The organism is Alloscardovia theropitheci, assembly GCF_004332295.1.
GTDB classification, from domain to species: domain Bacteria; phylum Actinomycetota; class Actinomycetes; order Actinomycetales; family Bifidobacteriaceae; genus Alloscardovia; species Alloscardovia theropitheci.
On the sequence record NZ_RXLP01000026.1, the window covers coordinates 129,775 to 150,423 of the forward strand.

24 protein-coding genes, 1 tRNA gene and 1 pseudogene are annotated in these 20,649 nt (G+C 42.9%); 11 read left to right on the forward strand and 15 right to left on the reverse strand.

Annotated features, from left to right (window positions below):
- Window positions 1-6: 6 nt before the first annotated feature.
- The 8 genes from argF to cps2T form a co-directional block, all read right to left on the reverse strand.
- The gene (gene argF, locus EJ419_RS07120; protein ID WP_131285036.1) at window positions 7-1,023 is read right to left on the reverse strand and encodes an ornithine carbamoyltransferase; all 1,017 of its coding nucleotides are present in this window, start codon (window positions 1,021-1,023) and stop codon (window positions 7-9) included.
- A 99-nt stretch (window positions 1,024-1,122) separates the two neighbouring features.
- Window positions 1,123-2,352, reverse strand: a complete 1,230-nt coding sequence (gene arcA, locus EJ419_RS07125; protein ID WP_131285038.1) for an arginine deiminase — start codon at window positions 2,350-2,352, stop codon at window positions 1,123-1,125.
- 862 nt (window positions 2,353-3,214) lie between these two features.
- Complete coding sequence (locus EJ419_RS07130; RefSeq protein WP_131285040.1) at window positions 3,215-5,854, reverse strand: polyribonucleotide nucleotidyltransferase; 2,640 nt, start codon at window positions 5,852-5,854, stop codon at window positions 3,215-3,217.
- Window positions 5,855-5,987: 133 nt separating this feature from the next.
- Complete coding sequence (gene rpsO / locus EJ419_RS07135) at window positions 5,988-6,257, reverse strand: 30S ribosomal protein S15 (RefSeq protein ID WP_131285042.1); 270 nt, start codon at window positions 6,255-6,257, stop codon at window positions 5,988-5,990.
- A 215-nt stretch (window positions 6,258-6,472) separates the two neighbouring features.
- Entirely contained in the window at window positions 6,473-6,889 is a 417-nt protein-coding gene (mscL, locus tag EJ419_RS07140; RefSeq protein WP_131285044.1) for a large conductance mechanosensitive channel protein MscL, read from the reverse strand.
- Window positions 6,890-6,998: 109 nt separating this feature from the next.
- Entirely contained in the window at window positions 6,999-7,628 is a 630-nt protein-coding gene (locus tag EJ419_RS07145) for a hypothetical protein (protein ID WP_131285046.1), read from the reverse strand.
- Window positions 7,615-8,568, reverse strand: a complete 954-nt coding sequence (locus EJ419_RS07150; RefSeq protein ID WP_131285048.1) for a glycosyltransferase family 2 protein — start codon at window positions 8,566-8,568, stop codon at window positions 7,615-7,617. The genes EJ419_RS07145 and EJ419_RS07150 overlap by 14 nt, the downstream gene beginning before the upstream one ends.
- Window positions 8,558-9,754 carry a beta 1-4 rhamnosyltransferase Cps2T gene (cps2T, locus tag EJ419_RS07155; protein WP_131285240.1) on the reverse strand — a complete coding sequence of 399 codons (1,197 nt, stop codon included), beginning with the start codon at window positions 9,752-9,754 and terminating at the stop codon, window positions 8,558-8,560. The genes EJ419_RS07150 and cps2T overlap by 11 nt, the downstream gene beginning before the upstream one ends.
- A 75-nt stretch (window positions 9,755-9,829) precedes the next feature.
- Here cps2T and EJ419_RS07160 point away from each other — a divergent pair.
- From EJ419_RS07160 to EJ419_RS07180, 5 genes are all read left to right on the forward strand, one after another.
- Window positions 9,830-9,900: transfer RNA gene (locus EJ419_RS07160), tRNA-Gly, on the forward strand.
- Between the two features lie 185 nt (window positions 9,901-10,085).
- Entirely contained in the window at window positions 10,086-11,288 is a 1,203-nt protein-coding gene (locus EJ419_RS07165) for a tyrosine-type recombinase/integrase (RefSeq protein ID WP_131285050.1), read from the forward strand.
- 43 nt (window positions 11,289-11,331) lie between these two features.
- Complete coding sequence (locus EJ419_RS07170) at window positions 11,332-11,877, forward strand: hypothetical protein (RefSeq protein WP_131285052.1); 546 nt, start codon at window positions 11,332-11,334, stop codon at window positions 11,875-11,877.
- 59 nt (window positions 11,878-11,936) lie between these two features.
- Window positions 11,937-12,344, forward strand: a complete 408-nt coding sequence (locus tag EJ419_RS07175; protein ID WP_131285054.1) for a helix-turn-helix domain-containing protein — start codon at window positions 11,937-11,939, stop codon at window positions 12,342-12,344.
- Window positions 12,345-12,358: 14 nt separating this feature from the next.
- Window positions 12,359-12,754, forward strand: a complete 396-nt coding sequence (locus tag EJ419_RS07180) for a hypothetical protein (protein WP_131285057.1) — start codon at window positions 12,359-12,361, stop codon at window positions 12,752-12,754.
- Window positions 12,755-12,937: 183 nt separating this feature from the next.
- Here EJ419_RS07180 and EJ419_RS07185 read toward each other — a convergent pair whose 3' ends face one another.
- The 7 genes and pseudogenes from EJ419_RS07185 to EJ419_RS07205 all read right to left on the reverse strand — a co-directional run bounded on the left by EJ419_RS07185 (window position 12,938) and on the right by EJ419_RS07205 (window position 17,776).
- The gene (locus EJ419_RS07185; protein WP_131285059.1) at window positions 12,938-14,062 is read right to left on the reverse strand and encodes a 3'-5' exonuclease; all 1,125 of its coding nucleotides are present in this window, start codon (window positions 14,060-14,062) and stop codon (window positions 12,938-12,940) included.
- Window positions 14,063-14,112: 50 nt separating this feature from the next.
- Window positions 14,113-14,274 carry a hypothetical protein gene (locus EJ419_RS08350; protein ID WP_165496274.1) on the reverse strand — a complete coding sequence of 54 codons (162 nt, stop codon included), beginning with the start codon at window positions 14,272-14,274 and terminating at the stop codon, window positions 14,113-14,115.
- Window positions 14,275-14,334: 60 nt separating this feature from the next.
- A pseudogene (locus tag EJ419_RS08565) lies at window positions 14,335-14,508 on the reverse strand (ImmA/IrrE family metallo-endopeptidase); the annotation flags it as partial.
- Between the two features lie 50 nt (window positions 14,509-14,558).
- Window positions 14,559-15,521: a 3'-5' exonuclease gene (locus tag EJ419_RS07190; protein WP_131285061.1), complete on the reverse strand. Its 963-nt coding sequence runs from the start codon at window positions 15,519-15,521 to the stop codon at window positions 14,559-14,561.
- 16 nt (window positions 15,522-15,537) lie between these two features.
- The gene (locus tag EJ419_RS07195; RefSeq protein ID WP_131285063.1) at window positions 15,538-16,665 is read right to left on the reverse strand and encodes an ImmA/IrrE family metallo-endopeptidase; all 1,128 of its coding nucleotides are present in this window, start codon (window positions 16,663-16,665) and stop codon (window positions 15,538-15,540) included.
- A gap of 2 nt (window positions 16,666-16,667) precedes the next feature.
- A complete protein-coding gene (locus tag EJ419_RS07200) occupies window positions 16,668-17,336 on the reverse strand; it encodes a hypothetical protein (protein WP_131285065.1) in 669 nt (222 codons plus the stop codon).
- An 89-nt stretch (window positions 17,337-17,425) separates the two neighbouring features.
- Complete coding sequence (locus EJ419_RS07205) at window positions 17,426-17,776, reverse strand: hypothetical protein (RefSeq protein ID WP_131285067.1); 351 nt, start codon at window positions 17,774-17,776, stop codon at window positions 17,426-17,428.
- A 111-nt stretch (window positions 17,777-17,887) separates the two neighbouring features.
- Between EJ419_RS07205 and EJ419_RS07210 the strand changes: the two genes are divergently transcribed.
- From EJ419_RS07210 to EJ419_RS07235, 6 genes are all read left to right on the forward strand, one after another.
- Complete coding sequence (locus EJ419_RS07210) at window positions 17,888-18,142, forward strand: helix-turn-helix domain-containing protein (RefSeq protein WP_131285069.1); 255 nt, start codon at window positions 17,888-17,890, stop codon at window positions 18,140-18,142.
- Between the two features lie 185 nt (window positions 18,143-18,327).
- Complete coding sequence (locus tag EJ419_RS07215; RefSeq protein WP_131285071.1) at window positions 18,328-18,597, forward strand: hypothetical protein; 270 nt, start codon at window positions 18,328-18,330, stop codon at window positions 18,595-18,597.
- Window positions 18,598-18,623: 26 nt separating this feature from the next.
- The gene (locus tag EJ419_RS07220; protein ID WP_131285073.1) at window positions 18,624-18,935 is read left to right on the forward strand and encodes a MerR family transcriptional regulator; all 312 of its coding nucleotides are present in this window, start codon (window positions 18,624-18,626) and stop codon (window positions 18,933-18,935) included.
- Window positions 18,936-18,956: 21 nt separating this feature from the next.
- A complete protein-coding gene (locus EJ419_RS07225) occupies window positions 18,957-19,682 on the forward strand; it encodes a hypothetical protein (protein ID WP_131285075.1) in 726 nt (241 codons plus the stop codon).
- The gene (locus tag EJ419_RS07230; protein ID WP_131285077.1) at window positions 19,664-20,230 is read left to right on the forward strand and encodes a RusA family crossover junction endodeoxyribonuclease; all 567 of its coding nucleotides are present in this window, start codon (window positions 19,664-19,666) and stop codon (window positions 20,228-20,230) included. Before EJ419_RS07225 ends, EJ419_RS07230 begins: the two co-directional genes overlap by 19 nt.
- Before the next feature lie 12 nt (window positions 20,231-20,242).
- Complete coding sequence (locus EJ419_RS07235) at window positions 20,243-20,647, forward strand: hypothetical protein (RefSeq protein ID WP_131285079.1); 405 nt, start codon at window positions 20,243-20,245, stop codon at window positions 20,645-20,647.
- Window positions 20,648-20,649 lie beyond the last annotated feature (2 nt).

A 20,649-nucleotide genomic window follows, 5' to 3' on the forward strand; every position in this document is an offset into this window, starting at 1 on the left:
TGCCACTTATACCCGTGGAATATAAAGGTTGCCGAGGGTTGCAGCCATAACTGCCTTAATCGTATGCATACGGTTTTCGGCCTGATCAAAATGACGTGCATACTTGCTACGGAAGACTTCATCCGTAACTTCCATTTCGTCTACACCAAACTGATCAGATACATTCTTTCCATAAACCGTATTTGTATCATGGAATGCTGGCAAGCAGTGTAAGAAGATTACATTTTCATTACCTGTCTTTTCAACGAGTTCCATGTTGATTTGATATGGCTTAAGCAAAGCTACACGTTCTGCGAACTTATCTTCTTCACCCATTGAAACCCATACGTCCGTATAAAGAACGTCCGCACCCTTAACTGCTTCATCAGCGTCTTCTGTGATAAGAATGCGAGCTCCACTGTCCTTAGCAAATTCCTTTGCCATTTCAACGATGCCTGCTTCTGGGAAAAGCTCACGTGGAGAGAAGATATGTACATTGACACCTAAGATTGCGCCAGTTACTAAGAGAGAGTTTGCAACATTGTTGCGACCATCTCCGCAGTATACTAACGTTAGTCCCTCTAGCCGTCCGAAGTTTTCTTGAATAGTTAAGAAATCAGCCAGCATCTGAGTTGGATGCCACTCATCTGTCAGACCATTCCATACTGGGACGCCAGAGAACTCTGCAAGCTGCTCAACCGTACGCTGACTAAAGCCGCGGAATTCGATACCGTCAAACATACGACCAAGCACTTTTGCAGTATCTTCGGTTGATTCCTTCTTACCTAACTGAATATCATTAGCACCTAAGTACTCTGGATGTGCACCCAAATCAATAGCTGCAGTAGTAAATGCCGAGCGAGTACGAGTAGAAGTCTTTTCGAAGAGAAGAGCGATATTCTTACCCGCGAGGTAATGATGCTCAATATTCTTCTTCTTGAGCATCTTCAAATGAGCTGAAAGCCCAATGAGATACTCTAACTCTGCCCGAGTAAAGTCCTTTTCTGCCAGGAAGCTTCGACCCTGGAATACTGAATCTGTCATTGTTAGCTTCTTTCTTTATGATGAGAATTGACGAGGTGAACCGCAGTGTGGCATTCACATGTCTAATGATGCCACACCGCGATAACACGTAATGTGGTGTTAGATATCTTCACGTTCGAATGGCATAGACATGCAACGTGGGCCGCCGCGTCCTCGTACCAATTCACTTCCGCGAAGCTTGATGAGACGTAGACCGTGCTCCTCGAGAATCTTATTCGTTACAGCATTTCGAGCGTAGACAACGACAACACCTGGAGCAATAGTCAAAGTATTTGATCCATCATTCCACTGTTCGCGTGCTGCAGTTACGATATTTCCGCCACCGCAACGAATCAGATCTACCTTCTCGACACCTAGATTCTCAGCAAGGACTACAGCCAGATCGCGTGTTTCCTCTTCTACATGAAGCTTTTCATTTTCATATGTGACAGAGTAAACTCGTAGTCCACTTTCAATTTCTGGATGGATAGTGAACTTATCATAGTCAACCATGGTAAATACCGTGTCAAGATGCATGAACTTGCGATTATTTGCGAATTCGAATGCCAATACCTTCTTAAATCCGAGGTTCTTCTTAAAGCAATTAATCAAAAGTTTCTCAATTGAAGCTGCATCCGTACGTTGTGAAATACCGACAGCAAGCAAGTCCTTAGAAAGAACAAGCTCATCGCCACCTTCAATTCGAGTCGACTCATCACGGTTATAGACGAGATCAACTTTTCCACCATAAATTGGATGATACTTAAAGATGTACTTACCATACAGAGTCTCACGATTTCGTGTATCTGAGAACATATGATTGAGAGACACTGCATTGCCAATGCATCCAAATGGATCACGCGTAAAGTAAAGGTTTGGCATTGGGTCGATAGCGAATGGATAATCCGATTCGACCAAATCCGTCAAGCCTTCTGCATCAGGTGGAATATCTGGAAGCTCAGACTTCTGGAAACCAGCCATGGTCTTATCAATGAGCTCCTGATTATCTTCAATATCATTGAGCAGTTGCCGGATAACTTTCTTTGTCACCCGACCACGAATATTAGCTTCATCCAGATATTCTTCGATAAATTGTTCGCGAATTTCTGGTGTCGTTAATGATTCAGCAGCGAGTTTCTCGAGATACAGAACCTCGATTCCCTCGTTACGCAGAGCATTAGCAAATGCATCATGTTCTTCTTGAGCTGCTTCCAAATATGGAATGTCATCAAAAAGAAGACGCTCAAGATAATCTGGCATGAGATTTTCTAGCTCTTTACCAGGTCGGTGAAGCAACACTTTCTTCAGTTTCCCAATTTCTGAGAAAACATGGATAGGGTGCGTAGACATAATGTGCTCCTTTACACTTGTAACTATCACACTTCCTCGTCGCGACACCTCGACTATACCACTTTGTGATTCATATCACAAATCATTACAAGGAAATGTGAAGATTTAAAAAATATTTCCAAATAATTATGTATATTTATGCATAATAAAAGTTTTATTCATTAACAAAGAGTATTTTGTTAGTACTATAAACAATTGAATTATCAATACTTTACACTCAGATATATTTACACTTCGTCCATGCAATTCGACTTTTTCTGTAAAAATATGCATAACTTTTGAACTATTTTCTTCACATTTGTCTTCACTAGGTGTGTTGCATCACGCAAGCACGGGACATATGACGATAATGCTACGGCATCCGCATCTACACGGTAGATTCGCGCTTACGGATCACCGTCCACTGAAATAAGAACCAGAGAGAAAATTATCTATTATTCTTATCTCACACACCTTTTGGGCAAAACAGGGTCACTTTTCTCAACGTTTTCGAAATAATCTAAATAAAAAGTACCCGATATGCACAAAAGTTCATGAATTTAACTATTTTCGCTTACTAAACGTCGTGTTAACAACCGATATTCGTCAATCCAGGAGCTACTAATTTTAAGAAATCTACTGCAATATTCCATACAAGCTAACACACTTACACATCTCTATCCGGGGTCGAATTCCAAAACACAGCCCCTTATAGTTTCACGATACACACCGCTTATATTCACGATCACATTCACAATCCCCATACAGCCCAATACACGCGGCTATAAAAAACGGGGGCATCTCTTAATAAGATGTCCCCGTTTAGCTACTCAGCATAGAAAGCTATGAGAGCAATGCGTTAGCACGCTGCAGTAATCCCGTATTAATCTTCGGTCTCAAATGGGTCGAAGTCACGGCGTACTCGGCGTCGTGGGCGCTCAGTGCGTTCCGCACGCTCAGCACGATAATCATCATACGAATCATCAACTGCATAGCGTGGATTCTCACGATGGCCGCTGCGACGGTCACGATCTGAGCGATCAGAACGGCTATAACGTTCCTCACGATCATAACGGTCGTAACGTGAACCACGATCGTCACGACGGTCATCACGATCACGACGATCATCATGGTCATATCGATCATATCGGTCATTACGGTTGTCACGACGGTCATAACGATCATCACGACGACCACGGTCATCACGATCACGCAAATCATCATAATCACGGCGTGGGCGACGATCACGACGATCGCGATTATCACGGTCATCACGATCACGACGGTCGCCACGAGGTGCACGGTCTGCGTTATTTTCTTGGTTCTCAAAACCAGGGATTGCAAGAGAAATCTTGCCACGATCATCTACAGACTGTACGACAACCTCAACAGTATCGTTTTCCTTCAAGACATCATCGACAGCATCGATTCGCTCGCCATTTGTAAGGTTACGAATCTGCGAGATGTGAAGAAGTCCATCAGTTCCTGGAAGCAAATTTACAAAAGCACCGAAGCTTGTAGTCTTAACTACCGTACCGTTAAAGGTTTCTCCTGCCTCTGGGATATGAGGGTTAGCGATCTGGTCAATCAACTTCTTAGCAGCTTCAGCAGAATCACCACCCTCAGATGAGATAAATACCGTTCCGTCATCTTCAATAGAAATCTCAGCACCAGTTTGCTCCTGAATCTGATTGATCATCTTGCCCTTAGGACCGATAACTTCGCCAATCTTATCAACTGGAACCGTTGTTGTGATGATGCGTGGAGCGTATGGGCTCATCTCAGCGATACCATCGATGCATTCAGTAATAACATCAAGGATTGTCGTACGAGCTTCCTTTGCCTGCTGAAGAGCAGAAGCCAAAACATCAGCTGGAATACCATCGAGCTTTGTATCAAGCTGTAATGCAGTAATAAATTCAGATGTACCAGCTACCTTGAAGTCCATATCGCCGAACGCATCTTCTGCACCGAGGATATCAGTCAAAGTCTTGAAGATGTGTTGACCGTCAACATCACCAGATACAAGACCCATTGCAATACCTGCTACTGGAGCCTTGATTGGGACGCCAGAAGCCATCAAAGACAATGTCGAAGCACATACAGAACCCATAGAGGTTGAACCGTTTGAACCAATTGCCTCAGAAACTTGACGAATAGCATATGGGAACTCTTCACGGCTTGGCAATACCGGCACAAGGGCGCGCTCAGCCAATGCACCATGACCAATTTCACGGCGCTTTGGAGAACCAACTCGGCCAGTCTCACCGGTAGAATATGGAGGCATTTCATAATTATGCATATATGTCTTGGTTGTTGGACCAGATAATGCATCTGTCTGCTGCTCCATCTTGAGCATATTCAAAGTGGTAACACCAAGAATCTGAGTCTCTCCACGCTGGAATAGAGCAGAACCATGAACTCGTGGAATGACATCTACTTCAGCTGAGAGTGTACGGATATCACGAAGACCGCGACCATCGATACGATAATCTTCAGTAAGGATTCGACGGCGAACAATTTGGCGCTGCAATTCCTTGAATGCATTACCAATTTCCTTTTCCTTTTCCGCCTCTTCCATATCTTCAAACTCAGAAGCTAAGGTATCCTTAACAACCTGCTTAATTTCAGCAATACGGTCCTGACGTGGAAGCTTTTCAGCAATGGAAAGTGCTTCGTTCAGATCTGCATGAGCAATTTCGTCGATACGTGCATAGAGTTCATCGGTGTATTCAGGGAAGAGAGGGAAATCGCGAGTCTCTTTTGCTGCAATTTCCTTCAACTCATTTTGAGCTTCACAGATAACTTTAATGAATGGTTTTGCAGCTTCCAGGCCACCTGCAACTACTTCCTCATCAGGCTTCATTTGTCCGTCTGAGTAAATTAAGTTCCATGCGTTCTTGCCCGCACCTGCTTCAATCATAGCGATTGCTACATCGCCATTTTCAATAACGCGACCTGCGACAACGAGTTCGAATACTGCGCGCTCACGCTCGGACCAGCGTGGGAATGCTACCCATTGTCCATCAATCAAAGCCAAACGCAACCCGGATACAGGACCGCTAAATGGCAAACCAGAAATCATAGTAGATGCAGATGCAGCATTCATAGCTACCATGTCATATGCATCATCTGGGTGGATAGAAAGAACTGTTTCCACTACCTGCACTTCATTACGAAGCGTGTGAGGGAATAATGGTCGCAATGGTCGGTCGATGATTCGTGCCGCCAAAGTTGCTTCTGTTGATGGACGTCCTTCGCGACGGGAGAAAGAGCCTGGAATCTTTCCGGCTGCATACATTTTTTCTTCAACATCAACTGTCAGTGGGAAGAAATCATAATTTTCCTTTGGGCTGCTACCAGCTGTGGTGGTAGACAAAATCATGGTTTCTCCATCAAGATAAGCTGCTACTGCCCCATCAGCTTGCTGGGCGAGACGACCCGTCTCGAAGCGAAGTGTGCGCTTGCCAAATGCGCCGTTGTCAATAACGGCTTCTACTGCTTTAATCTCGGGACCCTGCAATGGGTTCCTCCTTATATCATTCAACTACCTACTTGCTTCTTTCTTTTGCACATAGTGGGGAGACCCTCTCCCCGTTGGTACCTGCTTCTATATGCAAAAAGAGCCCAGGCACACTGCCTGGGCACAGAAGACTTTAGTGACGCAAACCGAGGCGCTCAATCAAAGAGCGGTAACGGTTAATGTCTACATCTCGCAAATAACCAAGAAGACGACGACGTTCACCAACCATGAGCAAAAGACCGCGACCAGAATGGTAATCGTGCTTGTGCTCCTTCATGTGAGCTGTCAAATCGTTGATACGCTTGGTGAGCAATGCAACCTGTACTTCAGGGGAACCTGTGTCACCCTCGTGAGTTGCATATTCTGCAATAATTGCCTGCTTTTCATCCTTAGAAAGTGCCATAGCATTCTCCTTATATCAGTTGCGCGGTGCAATCATCCCTTTGATGACGCGCTCTTTATCCGCGGGCGAAACACGCCACTAAGCAGTATACCTAATACGTTATACAAAAGTCCTCAACTCTTTCGTTGAGGACTTTATACAAGAACTAAATACTATTTGCAATACGTCGAAAGATTTTCATCTAACTTACGCAAGTAAATATTAGTTCCTTAGCATTAATTCTTTTCCTTGAGCAAATCACGAATCTCTTGCAATGTTGAGAGTGTGAGCTCGTCGGCGCTAGGAGTAGTTTCTTGAGCGGCAGCTTCTTCAGCTTCCTTCTTAGCAGCCTTTTCTGCAATTTCCTTGAATTTATTCATTGGAAGAACTATGCAGAAGTAAACAGCTACAGCGATGATGAGGAAATTAATTAACGCTGTCAAAATTGCGCCGAAGGAAATAGTTGCACCGTTAAAGGTAATCTTCAACAAATCAGACATATCTGGTTTGCCAAAAATCATTGCAATTAATGGATTAATAAAGCTATCTACAATTGAGTTAACTACAGCTGTTACAGCGCCACCCATAACAACACCGACAGCCATGTCGACAACATTACCGCGTGAAATGAAGTCCTTGAAACCCTTAATCATGAGTTCCCTTTCTCTTTATCTATATATTTACTCGGTCATATCACGTAATGCCTTGAGATATTACGTAATAATCGTGCCCCGATGGTGCCCCGAGCCTTAATTTATGGCTCTAAATTAAGCCACCGAACATAGCTACAATTAAAGCACAAATTTGTACGATAAAGAAAGCGACAAACGCCGTCCAGCTTCGTGTAAAGACGTTCAACTTGGAATCTTTTGGAATAAAGAATAGTGCTATAACGTACATCACTACGAACACACCCAAACCCCATACAGACGTTGTAATTGCAGCGTTTATGCCATTCGCGTAGGAGGCATAAGATCCAAAAATTACTTTAGTCCCCCACCAATAATCTGGTCTATACATAGCGAGCCCAGAGAGATATTGTTCACATGCGAACGTGATATATGCCACAACTCCCCACGTCTTCCACGACGATTCAATCGTTGCCAAGGCGAGCCCCAGCATCGTCACAACCATCGTAATCCAGCTGATAATCGCCCACCCAATAGGCTGAATTTGACTAAGAAACCAGATAGTCCACGATGTGTTATAAACCGCATTATGTCGACCAAGACCGTATGGGAGAGTGACTACAAGGAGAACCAGCGCAGCAACGAGCGCATATTTCCATGGACTCGACTTCTTTGAGCGTTGAGCATCTGCAATGGAGATTTGCTCATTGGTCGAGGTAGCAACAATTGCATCGACAGCAACTTTTTCTTTATTTTCCATCATGCTCGTATCCCCATTTCGTGATAAGAAGTAACCAGAATGCCAGTGACATGATTAGCTTATTTTTACGTAACTTAAATCGCCGTAAAATTGCAATCCTTCGCGTAAAAGACTGCTCAGTAATGTTGATAAATTCGTTAATCATTTCCCGATCGTATGACCGCAAGTCCGACTTATAATTATCAGTAAGCAAAATCGCGGCTTGTTGCTGAGAACGCCTTATAAGTGTCCAGTATTTACGAACTAACGCAATGGGATGAGCGATAGTTCTTAAACGCTTCGACAAGGTTCGAGCACCTAAAACATTCGAATCATGTTGACGATATAGTTCGCCCGGTTTATCTATGAAAACAAGTGAGCCAAATGCACAGGCACATAGAGCAAGGAACCAATCATGCATCATGATTCTCGAGTCGCATCCAACCCATTTCTCAGCCAAAGCATGATTAATTAAACTCACTCCACCCGTTACCGTATTTTCTGTCAATTCCTGACGAAGTTGCGTATTCGCATGACCTGATTGAGAACGAATCATACTCGAATTAATTGTTTCAAGTTGCGAATTAACTACAACTGGATCCATGTAATTCATATGCGGCTCGTTAACGGGATGACGCAATGCTTCTTCAATTTGCGTCTGTATCTTGTCTTCTAACCAATAATCATCTTGATCGCAAAAAAGGTAATAATCCGCCTGCTCATAAGTGAGTAATTCGTAGAACGAACGAATGACACCAAGATTAACAACGTTACCGTCATTAATAAACTTAATTCGTTTATCACGCTCTGCAAGTTCTCTGATGATGCGAACAGTGTTATCTGTCGACCCATCGTCTCGAATAAGAAGATTCCAGTCGGTAAAAGATTGTTTCTGTATACTGTTCACCTGTTCGGCGAGATATTTTTCCCCGTTATATGTAGACAGAAGAATATTAACCTTCATGTGTAAAAAGTCCTTCATACTGTCCGATTATCTTTTCCCACGTATAATCTCGTCCGATAATATATTTCGCTTGTGCACCATACGTTTGGCGTTCTACACGGGAGAATTCATCAACGCGATTAATGACATCATGCAAATATTGTACGTCCTCCACAGCTTCATGCGCATCATCCATATTATCTATTTTCCAGTATTCGCATGCATTTTGGGCGACACTATGATTAAATGTAACATCAAGAACGAGATTCAAATCCGTGTAACTCAGCGCTTCAAGAAGTCCTGGATTCGTCCCTCCAACCGAATGACCATGAATGTATGCAAATGCATTTTCTCGAATGTAAGTCAGTAAATCCTTATCATAGACAGTACCAACAAATTTAATACGAGAGTCCGAATCGAATGCAGTTACTTCACGTAGATAATCGTAATACGCATTACCTTCATGATTACAGATGATAACAAGATCGCGATTTGTTTGAGAAGCCATAAACTCACGAATCATGGATTCGTAATTATTCTCAGGAACAAAGCGCCCAACGATGAGATAATATTCGTGCTCGGTTACATTATGCGCATCGAACCATTCTCGTACCTTCGTATCATTCGTCTCAAGAGTAGAGGGTACAGTATCCGTCCCATACGCAATAAACGTACTTTTTACTCCAGGATACGTATGCTCCATATACTCCTGAATACCGATATTATCGCTAACAATTAAATCGGCAGTACGAGCCATGCATTTTTCCGCAAATTTGAGATATGCACGTACAGGTTTACTCCACTTAGATCGCTTAAATTCAAGTCCATCAGGATTTACTAATAACGTACCACCTACCTGATGGATTAGACGAGCATACCAAGCGACAAGAGGACCAATAGTGTTCCCAAGAATACAAAAAACTGGATGTTCGATATTCTGTTCTTTTACTAACCGCAATGAATAATTTAGCGCCATCATGTCGTAAGCAATAACGCGGGCTGGGCCTATAGCAGGAGGTTTTATTGTAAAGCAATCAACTCCATGAAAATCCTTATGTGAGTGATGTTCATCGTCACTGAGACACGCCACGTGATAAACAATATCTGGATTAATTCGACGCGTTACAAGATTCTCCACGAAGGTCTCGAAACCCCCATAATTAGCGGGAAGACCGCGACTTCCAATAATAAAAACATGATGCTGCATATCTCCAAGCATAGCAACACGCATAACAGTTGAGTTGTGCTCTCAGTTTTTTTTGCATATACTAGTGGCTTATCTGCGGATGTAGCTCAATGGTAGAGCCTCAGTCTTCCAAACTGATTACGCGGGTTCGATTCCCGTCATCCGCTCTCCTTTATTTCCAACGTTTTCAAGGCTTTCCAAACATTTCATACACCCCTCTAGGTGTATACTTCATTGCAAGTTTTCCGCCTAAGACCCCCTATCTCCGCCTAATGGTATACACCAAGGTATACACCTATTCTTTTCTCTACAAGCACTCAAAAAGCGTGCGACACGAGAAAAGGACTAAAAAATGGCAAGCACTAAAATTCGTGAAAACGGACAAGGAACACTCTGGCAAGACAAGGCTGGGCACTGGCGTATCAAACGACTTATCGGCACTAACCCACGTACAGGCAAACGCCGTTTCATCACAGCAGTAGCACCAACAAAAACAGCAGCAAAAGCAAAACTCGAAGCAAAAATAATCGCACTCCAAACAGCCGGCGAAATGCCCTACGACAACGTTCCAACCCTCCGCCAATACGCCGAGCAATGGTTAAACCGCATACAAAAACAAGTCAAACCACGCGTCTACACCACCTACCAAGGCGAAATAAACCAAATCAACAGCCAACTCGGAGAACTCAAACTCACACAAATAACAGCACTCCACATCGAAAACGCACTAGACACACTCGGACAGATACGCTCCAGCAAAACAATCCACAACTACTACATCCGCATACGCCAAATCCTCAACGACGCCATGCTCGACAAACACATCACCACCAACCCAGCACAACAAGTACGACCACCACGCTACACAATCCAAGAAACCCAAATCCTACACGACAACCAACCCCTCCAAGCCATCAACGCAATCAACCACATCACCATACCCAACAACGCCTTCACAACCGCCAGCCAAGACGAAAAAGACATGTGGAAACTCCTCTTCACACTCGCCTTCACCACAGGCATGCGCCAAGCAGAACGCTTCGGACTCACACCATCAGAACTCACCACACAAGACGGAATCCACGGCATCACCATCACCCACCAACTCCAACACCTCAAAACCAACACAACCATACCCAACTGGATCCACGCAACCCACATACGAGGAAACTTCTACCTCCTCCCACCAAAAACCCAACAAGGAAAACGATTCATACCACTCAACACACAACTATGGATCCAACTCAACCAACGCATCCAACAACACAACATCCAACCAAACCAACTCATCTTCACCATCAACAACCAACCCCTCACCAGCACACAAGAAAGACGACGCTGGAAAACACTCCTCCAAGCAACAGGACTACCCTACACAACCATGCGCGCAGCACGACACTACTTCAGCACCCAACTCGCACAAAACGGCGCACCAGAAGACGCACGCACCGCAATAATGGGACACGCCAAAATCACAACAACAGCCGGATACACACACTGGACACCAACCGCACTCGCAGAACTAACAGAACAAGCCAACCAAACACTTCTATAAAAATGCACTATAGTTAAATAAACACGACTTGAAGAGGCACACCATGCAACAGATATATCACGGACGATGCAACAAAGGCAACAAACTCACCTACTACCTAATACCAGACAACAATAATGACCTATACGATATAGCCTTCAAATTCGCACAACAATTCGCCAACACCGCGCTCGCAAATGGAGATATAAAACCACTTAAGAAAAATAAATATGAGAATATGTTAACAGCATTCATCCATACGCGTCTTGAAAATATGTGCGCGGGCGGAGATGATAAAGCCAAAGGGGGTATAAAGGTAATCACATTATGCGAAAGAGAACATCTACCCATCTATGAACACTACTGGCATTTTAATACAACTATCTTTAAACCTACCGAGCCACCTAATAAGAAGACTCAGCAGATTCGCCATTATGCCGGAGAACCACCATGCCCTAGCAATGACCTGATATACGGTTTAGTTATGCATATCAAGCCTTGGAACGAAGAGGACGATGATGTTGTCAGACAAGACCAAAACGAGCATATTAAGACAGCAATAGATACATACCGCAAGCATGTTCCAAACACACAAATGTGCAGAAAATAATAATTCATGATGAAATATTATTCCATATAGTAATATTATTTATATTGAAAGGAACTATCATGACAGAATCTAGCATTACTTCTTATGCACAGTTAGACGAGGAACGTAAAAAACGGATAGCAAACACGAGTGCAAACTATGCCATGATTACCAACATCCTCAAGCAACTCACAAATATTCGTAGCGCGCGTGGAATGACTCAAGCAGATGTTGCCGAAGAAATGGACGTTACCCAAGGATACGTATCCCGCTTAGAAAACGGATCTACTAGCATGTTCGATAATCTTGTCGATTACGCATACGCAGTGGATGCGCGAATAGTTTTACAAGCATTCCCTATGGAAGATACTCATGCTTATGAGTCAGCTACACAACTCAATATATTATCTACATCCATCACGCCGAAAGCAACACCTAAAGTACCAAGAACTAGTTTCAATCTAGAGTTGCAGAAAACACATGCCTAATATCGGAGAAAATCATGCACATTAAAAGCATTAATCTAATCGACTGCGCGGCAAGCAGAGACTATTCTTTGAATGAATTAGACTACTCAGAGCTCAACACAAATATACAGTTTTCCAGCAACGAAGAAACAACTAATCCACGCTGGAATCACATTGTCTCCATCTTCGTCACAATAGTTGGTACACCGCATAATCAAAAAGACACGATAAACGTTTTCACTCTCGCTCTCAAATACGGAGTGCAAGCAGAAACACCTAGTGACGAGATAATGCCAAATCTCATCATTGCTCTATGGCCAATCATCCGACAAACGATTGACCATAAATACTACGAATTTGGGATGACAGACCCGAACCTTCCATATGAACTAGACATAGAAAAATTCTCAAGATTGAACGACAATGAATAATTAGATATCATCTCGCTGATGATATCTGCATCTGCTCTCTTTGATAATAGAATAGCAGCGACGTTTTGTAATATCATATAAGACGTTATTCTAGGTATCAGAATCACAGCTTAGTAACGAAGAGAACAGGGAGGTGAATAGACATCGATTCTATTCACCTCCCTGTTCTCTTCCCACAGACTCTTAGACCACCGGGTCAGGCATTTCGAGTTTCAGATTAAACTTGCCTTTATCGCGATCGGCTTTTGTGTTAGCAATATGTGCAAGCATCACCGCACCACTGTCTGGAACTTGATTAGCATGCTTAATCATCTGTATATGACTCAAATATCCAATTTCGACACCGTCAAGATACACCATATAAGTTTTTTCACCTGCATACTTACCTGTTGGAATCTCGCCAGGAACAACAAACACCCATAGCCACGCGCCATAACCATACGGCGCTAAGACCTCTTGATGATGCTGCTCACCTAGGATATCTACACCACAATCCATTGTCTCGATACAAAATCCATCCGGCTTACTATTACGTGGAGTTAAATCACTATCCGCCAGATAAGAAGCCTTATACGCTGCTTTACGCGCTAACCGCAGACTATCCTCATGCTTATTTTTAAGAGCTTCAGCAGTTTCCTGCGCTCTCCGCATTTGCTCAGTCGTATAAGTATAAGGCCTTGGAATAGCAGTAAGCCTTCTCCAACATTCCAACGTATAACGCGCATCCGATAACGCCGTATGCTCTTCTTCCTCATAAATCCCCACCATATGCATAGTCGCCTGCAAAGTATGAGAACGAACCGTAGGAAAAATATAACGAGACAACTCTAACGTATCAACCACAGCACGAGGATTAACCAAAGGATGCCCCATACGCCGTGCTTCATTATTCAACTGGTTTATATCAAACCCAATATTATGACCTACAATCACAAGCCCGTTAATACTAGCAATAAACCCTGGAAGAACCTGCCTAATATCAGGTTGATACATTAAATCCGTTTCACTAAAACCAGAAATCCGAGCAACAATCGGCTTATACACTTTTGGCTTAACAAGCTGATCATACTCACCCACAACAACACCATTACGCAAATAAACAGCACCTATCTGCACAATCTCAGCATCATTATCCAACCCAGTCGTCTCAGTATCAAGAACAACCGTATCCGCATACTGATTCACCACATAATACCGCTGCGGACGAGCATAATACACACGAGACTTAGACCTATCCAACCCACGAACAACATCACGCATCGTATAGTTACTAAACTTTTCTATAAACCGTCTAGCACGCTCAAACATCACTGTTCCCCACAATCACTAACACCTACACAATAAACAATAAGCACTCATCACGACTCAACACATACACCACCATTAACAAGCAACCCTTGAAAATCCTCCAACACCTGCAACGTCACATCCAACTCCACAGCCATACGCCACTTATTCCCCTCAAACACACGCTCAGCCAACACATAATCAACCACACTAATAAGCATACGAGCCGTCAACCGACGAACCCTCAACTCATCCCTCACCCCAAACACACCACCAACCAACACATGCCCAAACGAAACATGCCACAACTCATGAGCCAACACACACCGCCTCTGACGACACGACAAACGCGAATCAACAAACACCACGCGCTCGCAATCCACGTAATATCCAAGAACATTACCCTCAAGCTCTTCCTCGATGATTTCTACTCCTTGCTCGGAGATGAGCTGTTCAAGTGCTTCTATAGTGTATGCGTTACTCGTAAGTTATCTCCTATCAGTTTAGAAGAATGTTTTTATTTGAAGAGTGCTTTGAGTGAGCTCATGAGATTGTGAGCCCAGCTTTTAGTGTCGGCTTGTTGGATTTGTATGTGCTGTGGTTGAAGCATCGTAGGCTGGTTATGGCTTGGACGATTCTTCTTTTGTTTGAGATTGTCTACTCGATATTGCACGTGGAGTGTTGCTTTACAATCTTCTAACGAGTTATGCGCATGATACGTGTATCCGCATTCTGCTGCAGCGTTTATAAGCTTGTAATACTCTTTTTTGTGTACTAGTTGCCCGTATTCACGCATGGTATCTGTGACCTTACGAGTATCTAACAGTAGACCGAGCTCGTCCAGGAACGCGAGGTCGAATGGAGCGTTATAAATAACGACTTCTTGTGCCTGATTCAAGACGGATTGGATAAGCTCTTTATCACTACTGATAGGCGGCTTGTTTTTCACCATTGTTTTTGTAATATGATGAATCCGTGCTGCTTCAGTCCACGAATCTACATATTCAGGCTTGTAATAGTTATTAAGAATGGTATTACCAAACCCGTCAATAATAGATAATTGCAGTATTTCATCTCTGCGTGGATCTAAACCAGTGGTTTCCGTGTCGATAACGATTCTGCGTATTGGGTTAGCGTAATTATGTATAGGACGTAAATCTGCTTGCATGTCAATCATGTAGCTATCGTCACCAGATTCCATAGGTGCAATAGAAACAGTAAGTATTGGAAGATTCGCGATTAACTGTATTTCTCTGTATGCACCAGTGGAGCGTGCTTCTATCTCACAGATTTGCCGGTTATCACTCGTATACACAATGTAGTGTGGTTTACGGCCCTTCGACTGTTCAACCTTGACGATATGACAATCCTGCAAATAGAATTTCCGCCAGGCAAGAATCTCACGATTAATAAACCGTTTATCCAGATAAAACCTGCGATACCCATTAATACGACGTACACGCCAATCATACTTATTCACTGTAAGTTCCTTTTGTTTAGAATCTGCGTGCTCTATACCCTAGTTCGCTACCCTGCTCGATTAGGCCTCCAGCCCACACGTCAAGATATCCGAATCTAATTCCTAGCTCATGTTCAGCTGTGAATGAGTCTATAAAACCATTCTTATCACCATACTCTTTTTGCAGTATCTGTTGTAAGAGTAACGGCTTTTCTTTTACTACAGTGATTGGTTCTGTTTTACGCCATCCCCGTGCACTTAGTTGCATATACAGGGAACGCCATCTATCTCTTGACAGGATATTCATATCATATCCGCGTGAGATAAGCGCAGCTATAGAGATTCCCCAGCTAGCTTTGAGTTGTAAGAAGTCGGAAAGCATGATATTAGGGTTTATGAGAGTTTTTGCATCGTCTTCAGGCATGAGGAATGCTCCAGCGAATGCGTGTGCTTCTCGTTCCATTTCACTGTAGCGTTCTAAACGACGATACTTATGCAGTATAAGATGTCCTAATTCGTGAGCTTTAGTAAAGCGGTCTCTATCTCCTGCATTAGAGTCTTCCTTAAACCCAATAGAAAGAAGCTCATCATTACTCAACGGATGCGTTACACCATCACTGGAGAGCTTCGTATCAGCATCATCAGGCGTTAAAGCATGTAATGGTGCAACAACAATACCGCAACGTTCTAAAGCACGTGTCACGTTACTGACCGCACCATGAGCAGGTAAATTCATATACTGACGAGCAAGGCTTGCTAATCGTTCAATATCAGCATGAGTAATGCTCTCGGTTTTGGGAGCTATCTGATCTATCCACCCAGCTTTACTCTTGATATTCATCTTTCCAGCTAACGTATCAGCGACATCTGATAAAAGCGAGTATTCAGCAGCAATAGCATTAAGCTCTTGAATAGTAGTACGACTCGTATGCCGATACGTCAACTCATACGCTGGGGGGATTGACGTATCACGCTGAAAAAATTCGAGTGGATAACCAGAATTATCACTTACCCTCTCGAATAAGCTATCTGGTGCTTCTTTCTGTCGATTAAGAATCTTGCTCAATGTCGGCAGTGATACTCCACCCCATGTAGCTATATCATTTTTTGTCACTTTTTCTAGCTGTTGGAGAAGGATAAGAGACTCAAGATTAAATGAATTCATTATTAACCATTCACTTTTACATCCTCGTCTTGTGCGAGGAAGTCCAAAACATTAACCGAATCATTCTGATCAGGAACAAACTCTACCAAAGGAATCATACCGTCAATGCCACGTTCAAGAGGGTAAGAATAAGCAGAGACAATACCACTACCATACTTCCCATTCTCGATAGGCCTATGAATTGTCATAAACGTAGAGTCTAACTTCTCATAATCACACACAAGCATCAGATTAATACCACTTAAATCAGGAATACCATCCACACCAAACTGTATACATTCAGGCCCGAGCAAGGAACCCTGATTATAACGCGCTCGAGCAGCGAAAGTATTACCACCATGAGGAGCACGCCCTGTCTTCTTATCAACAGAACGCAGACGAATCTTCAACCCTGAAGGCTTATGCGTAAGATGCGTGTACCCCGATTCATCAACAGTCCAGTCACCTAACGCATGCTCACCACACGCTTTAGCAACAGCACGATTAATAAAACTCGCTCTCACACTCCTCTTCTGCTTACTAGTCAACCAACCAATATTCTTTAATGACATATCAACGTCAGTAACACATTGCGGAATAATATCACTCATCACTGTATCAAGCTCACTACAATACAAACGAGTAAACTCTTTCTCACTCATTTCACCATTCTTCATATTATTTTCAGTCATCTTTAACAACCACCTTTTCAAAAAAAACAATTGTATAACAATATGAAGAAAATTTTACCACCAAATGTTACACCTACAAAATCAAAAAACTACTCGTAATAATCTTCCATCTCTTCAAACTTACGATCATCACGACTAGCAACAAGCTCAACACCAGACTGAGACAACAACGAAGCAGACTCAAGCTCGTTTGTTCTCTCATAAATTGCGCTCGCAAAATCCTCAACGTCAATATTAAAAATACGAGCAAAAGCAATTGACTCAGACAACTTCAGCGGAGACTTTAATCCATTCCGCAAATCATGAATACGACTATATGTAATTAAACCATCAGAAAGTTCAGCTGCCTTTCTAACAGAATATCCATATCTATTAAGCATCTCATCTATTATCTGCTGAGCAGCTATATCTGCAGCTGCTCTTTCATAGCTACGTCCCATAATTACGATGTTAGCATTCGACAACATTGATTACAAATATAGTCATCCATCGTCGTCGAATAGCGACACGCGCTGTTTGCAAATAGCAACATATTGCGAGATTATATAAATATGTTGACAAATAGCGACAATTACATAAATAACGCAATCACGAAGCTTAAAAAGCTAGCTGTTGCAAAATCTATAACTCAGCAAGAAATCGCAAATCATGTAGAGCTCAATAGATCAACAGTGAGCATGCATCTCAACAAAAGCGATATGTCAATGCGCGAATTTTTCTCAATTGCTCGCTACGTCGGCGTAGATCCGATTGAGATTCTTCGTGAGTCTCGTCTCGAAGTTGAAAGGACTGATAGTAATGATTGATTTGATTCAGAATTGCGCGATTATTATCCTCGCTCTCACACAAATCAGTACGAGCATACGCACATTCAAACACTATAAAAACAATAACGATAAGTCATGAGTGACATCTTCATTCTTATCACACTCGCACTCGCCGGTCTCACGATAGGAATCATCGCCAGCACACAAGCCTAAAGGACTAAAAAATGAGTAAACACACAATAACAGAATCAATCATAGAAATAACAAGCACCATCGCGCTCGCAATAATCACCATCAGCGCATTCCAATACATCATCACACACAACGCAAACTACACCCCAATACAAAGCCTCTTCGCACTCGCAGTATTCCTCACAGGAAGCTTCGGACTCATCATCATGTGGGCAGGAACACACTACCCACCAACAAACCACAACAACAACGACAATAACAGCAACGACGATAACACCACGTCGCGCTCGCTGGATGAGTAGATCGCATTTTTTAGAAAGGACTAGTTATGACAGAAACAACAGTTTTAAAGCAAATTAACGTATCGCGCGATATTGCATCATCTGAGCGGATTATGTCTACCGCGCAGAAACATAGATTGAGTGTTATGCCAGCTACACATATTCCTGCGTATGAGCAGGAAAGTTTTAGTTTACCGGAAGCTGCTCGTGTTTTTGGTGTTGATTACGAGGCTTTGCGTGGATGGGTCAATATGGGTTTGATTGATACTTTCAGACCGTTGAGCCGTCGCGGTACTCCAGGGCGTCGTCGTATTAGACGTGTTGTAATGCAGAAGTTTCTTGCTCAATTTGACGAGTAAGCAGTTAAGGAGAAATCGATTATGAGTAGTACTAAGTTTACTGACGCTGATTTACAGGAAATGTATTACAAAGTTCAGGCGAATGGTTGGGATGTTTTGTCTCGTGGTGAGAAGATTGCTCTTTCTCGTTATATTCGCAAGCTTGGTTTGATGATGCCTGAGCCACAAGGTTTAACCACTTCTGTTGAGAAGGCTCGTAAAAAGCCTATTCCTCATATGCTCAATGAGAAGAAGGTTGAGATTCTTGCTGAGTCTGCGAACTTGAAGAAGATAGATCCAGTAACAGAGTCAAAATCTTTCAATGAGACCGTGCAAGATTTCCGCCAGGAGTCGCCTAAGTCCGCCTCTTTGTCTTCTGAGGTTTCTGTGGATGATAAGAGTATGAGTATTCCTGGCGAACCTTCTTCCACTGTTGTTGTGGACGGCGTGGTGTTAGGCCGTTTTGTTGACAGTGTTGATACGACTATTATTCAGCCTTTGTCTCCTGTACAGCGTTATTACAAGAGTGTTGCTTCTACTCTTCAAAAGCATCCTTTGCAGTGGCTTTTGCTCGATAAAGAGTATAAGAGTGTGACTACTGCTCGTCATATGGCGTCGAATATTCGTGTGGGTAGAACGAGGACGTGGCAGTCGTCTACTGGACGGTTTGAAGCGTTTGCTCAGTTAGCTGATGGTAAGAATCTTATTGCTGTACGTTTATTCCTTCAAGTAAGAAGGAGGCATAGGTTATGGCTTTTCTTGATGTGATTGTTTTGGGTACTCCGATTACTAAAGGTTCGTATGCTCCTTACACGCGTAATGGTAAAGCGATTAATGTGGATGCGCGTGAATCTGTGTGGGAGGCTCAGATACGTGAGGAAGCTGTGCTTGCTTTGCAGGCTTCTGGTTTGGAGCCTTTTGATGAGCCAGTGAGTATTGTTGGTCAGATTCGTGTTCCTAAGCCTGCAACAGGATTGCATTCTTTGCCTGCGTATCAGACTGCTAAGGATAAGGGTGGTGGTGATTTAGACAAGCTTCTGCGTGCTATTGGTGACGCGTTGCAAGTGTCTAAGTCGCGTTATGCAGCGAAGAATAAGCCAGGTGTTATCACGAATGATAGTCGTATCGTTCATTGGAACATTATGAAAGCGTATGAGGATAGTAATTATCCTGCTGGTATTTATTTAACGATTATCAGCGCGTCAGTGAGTATGGTGTCGACGTATCAATGGACACCCTTTACTCGTATTGGTCGTAAACGATTAGAACAGATTCAACGTTTACATGATCGTATTAACAATAGTAGGAATTTCTAAAGGGGGCTTGTTATGAGTTGCATTATGTATGTGACTGATGTCAATTACGTTTATACTGATTTAAATCTTGATGATGCTCAGACACTTGTCGATTTATTGTGTTCTGACTGTCATCATACTAGTCGTGTTTACGTTGATGTCGATGACGAGTCTAAGGTAACCGCAGATAATATTTGTGCTCGGTGTCCTCATTGTGGAGCGGTAATTTGCGGAATTATCAAATCTTGGGTTGATTTGAGTGACAAGCTTGACCCACTTTTGAAGAATTATTGCGACTATTATCTCGCTCAGTCACATCTTGCTCAAGGTCATAGTTTAGAAGGCTTACGCGCTCTTTCTCAAGCTATTACACAGTATGAGCATGATCATACTGTACACACGACTGTTTCTCCTTCTTTGAGTCCTGAAAACGAGTGATT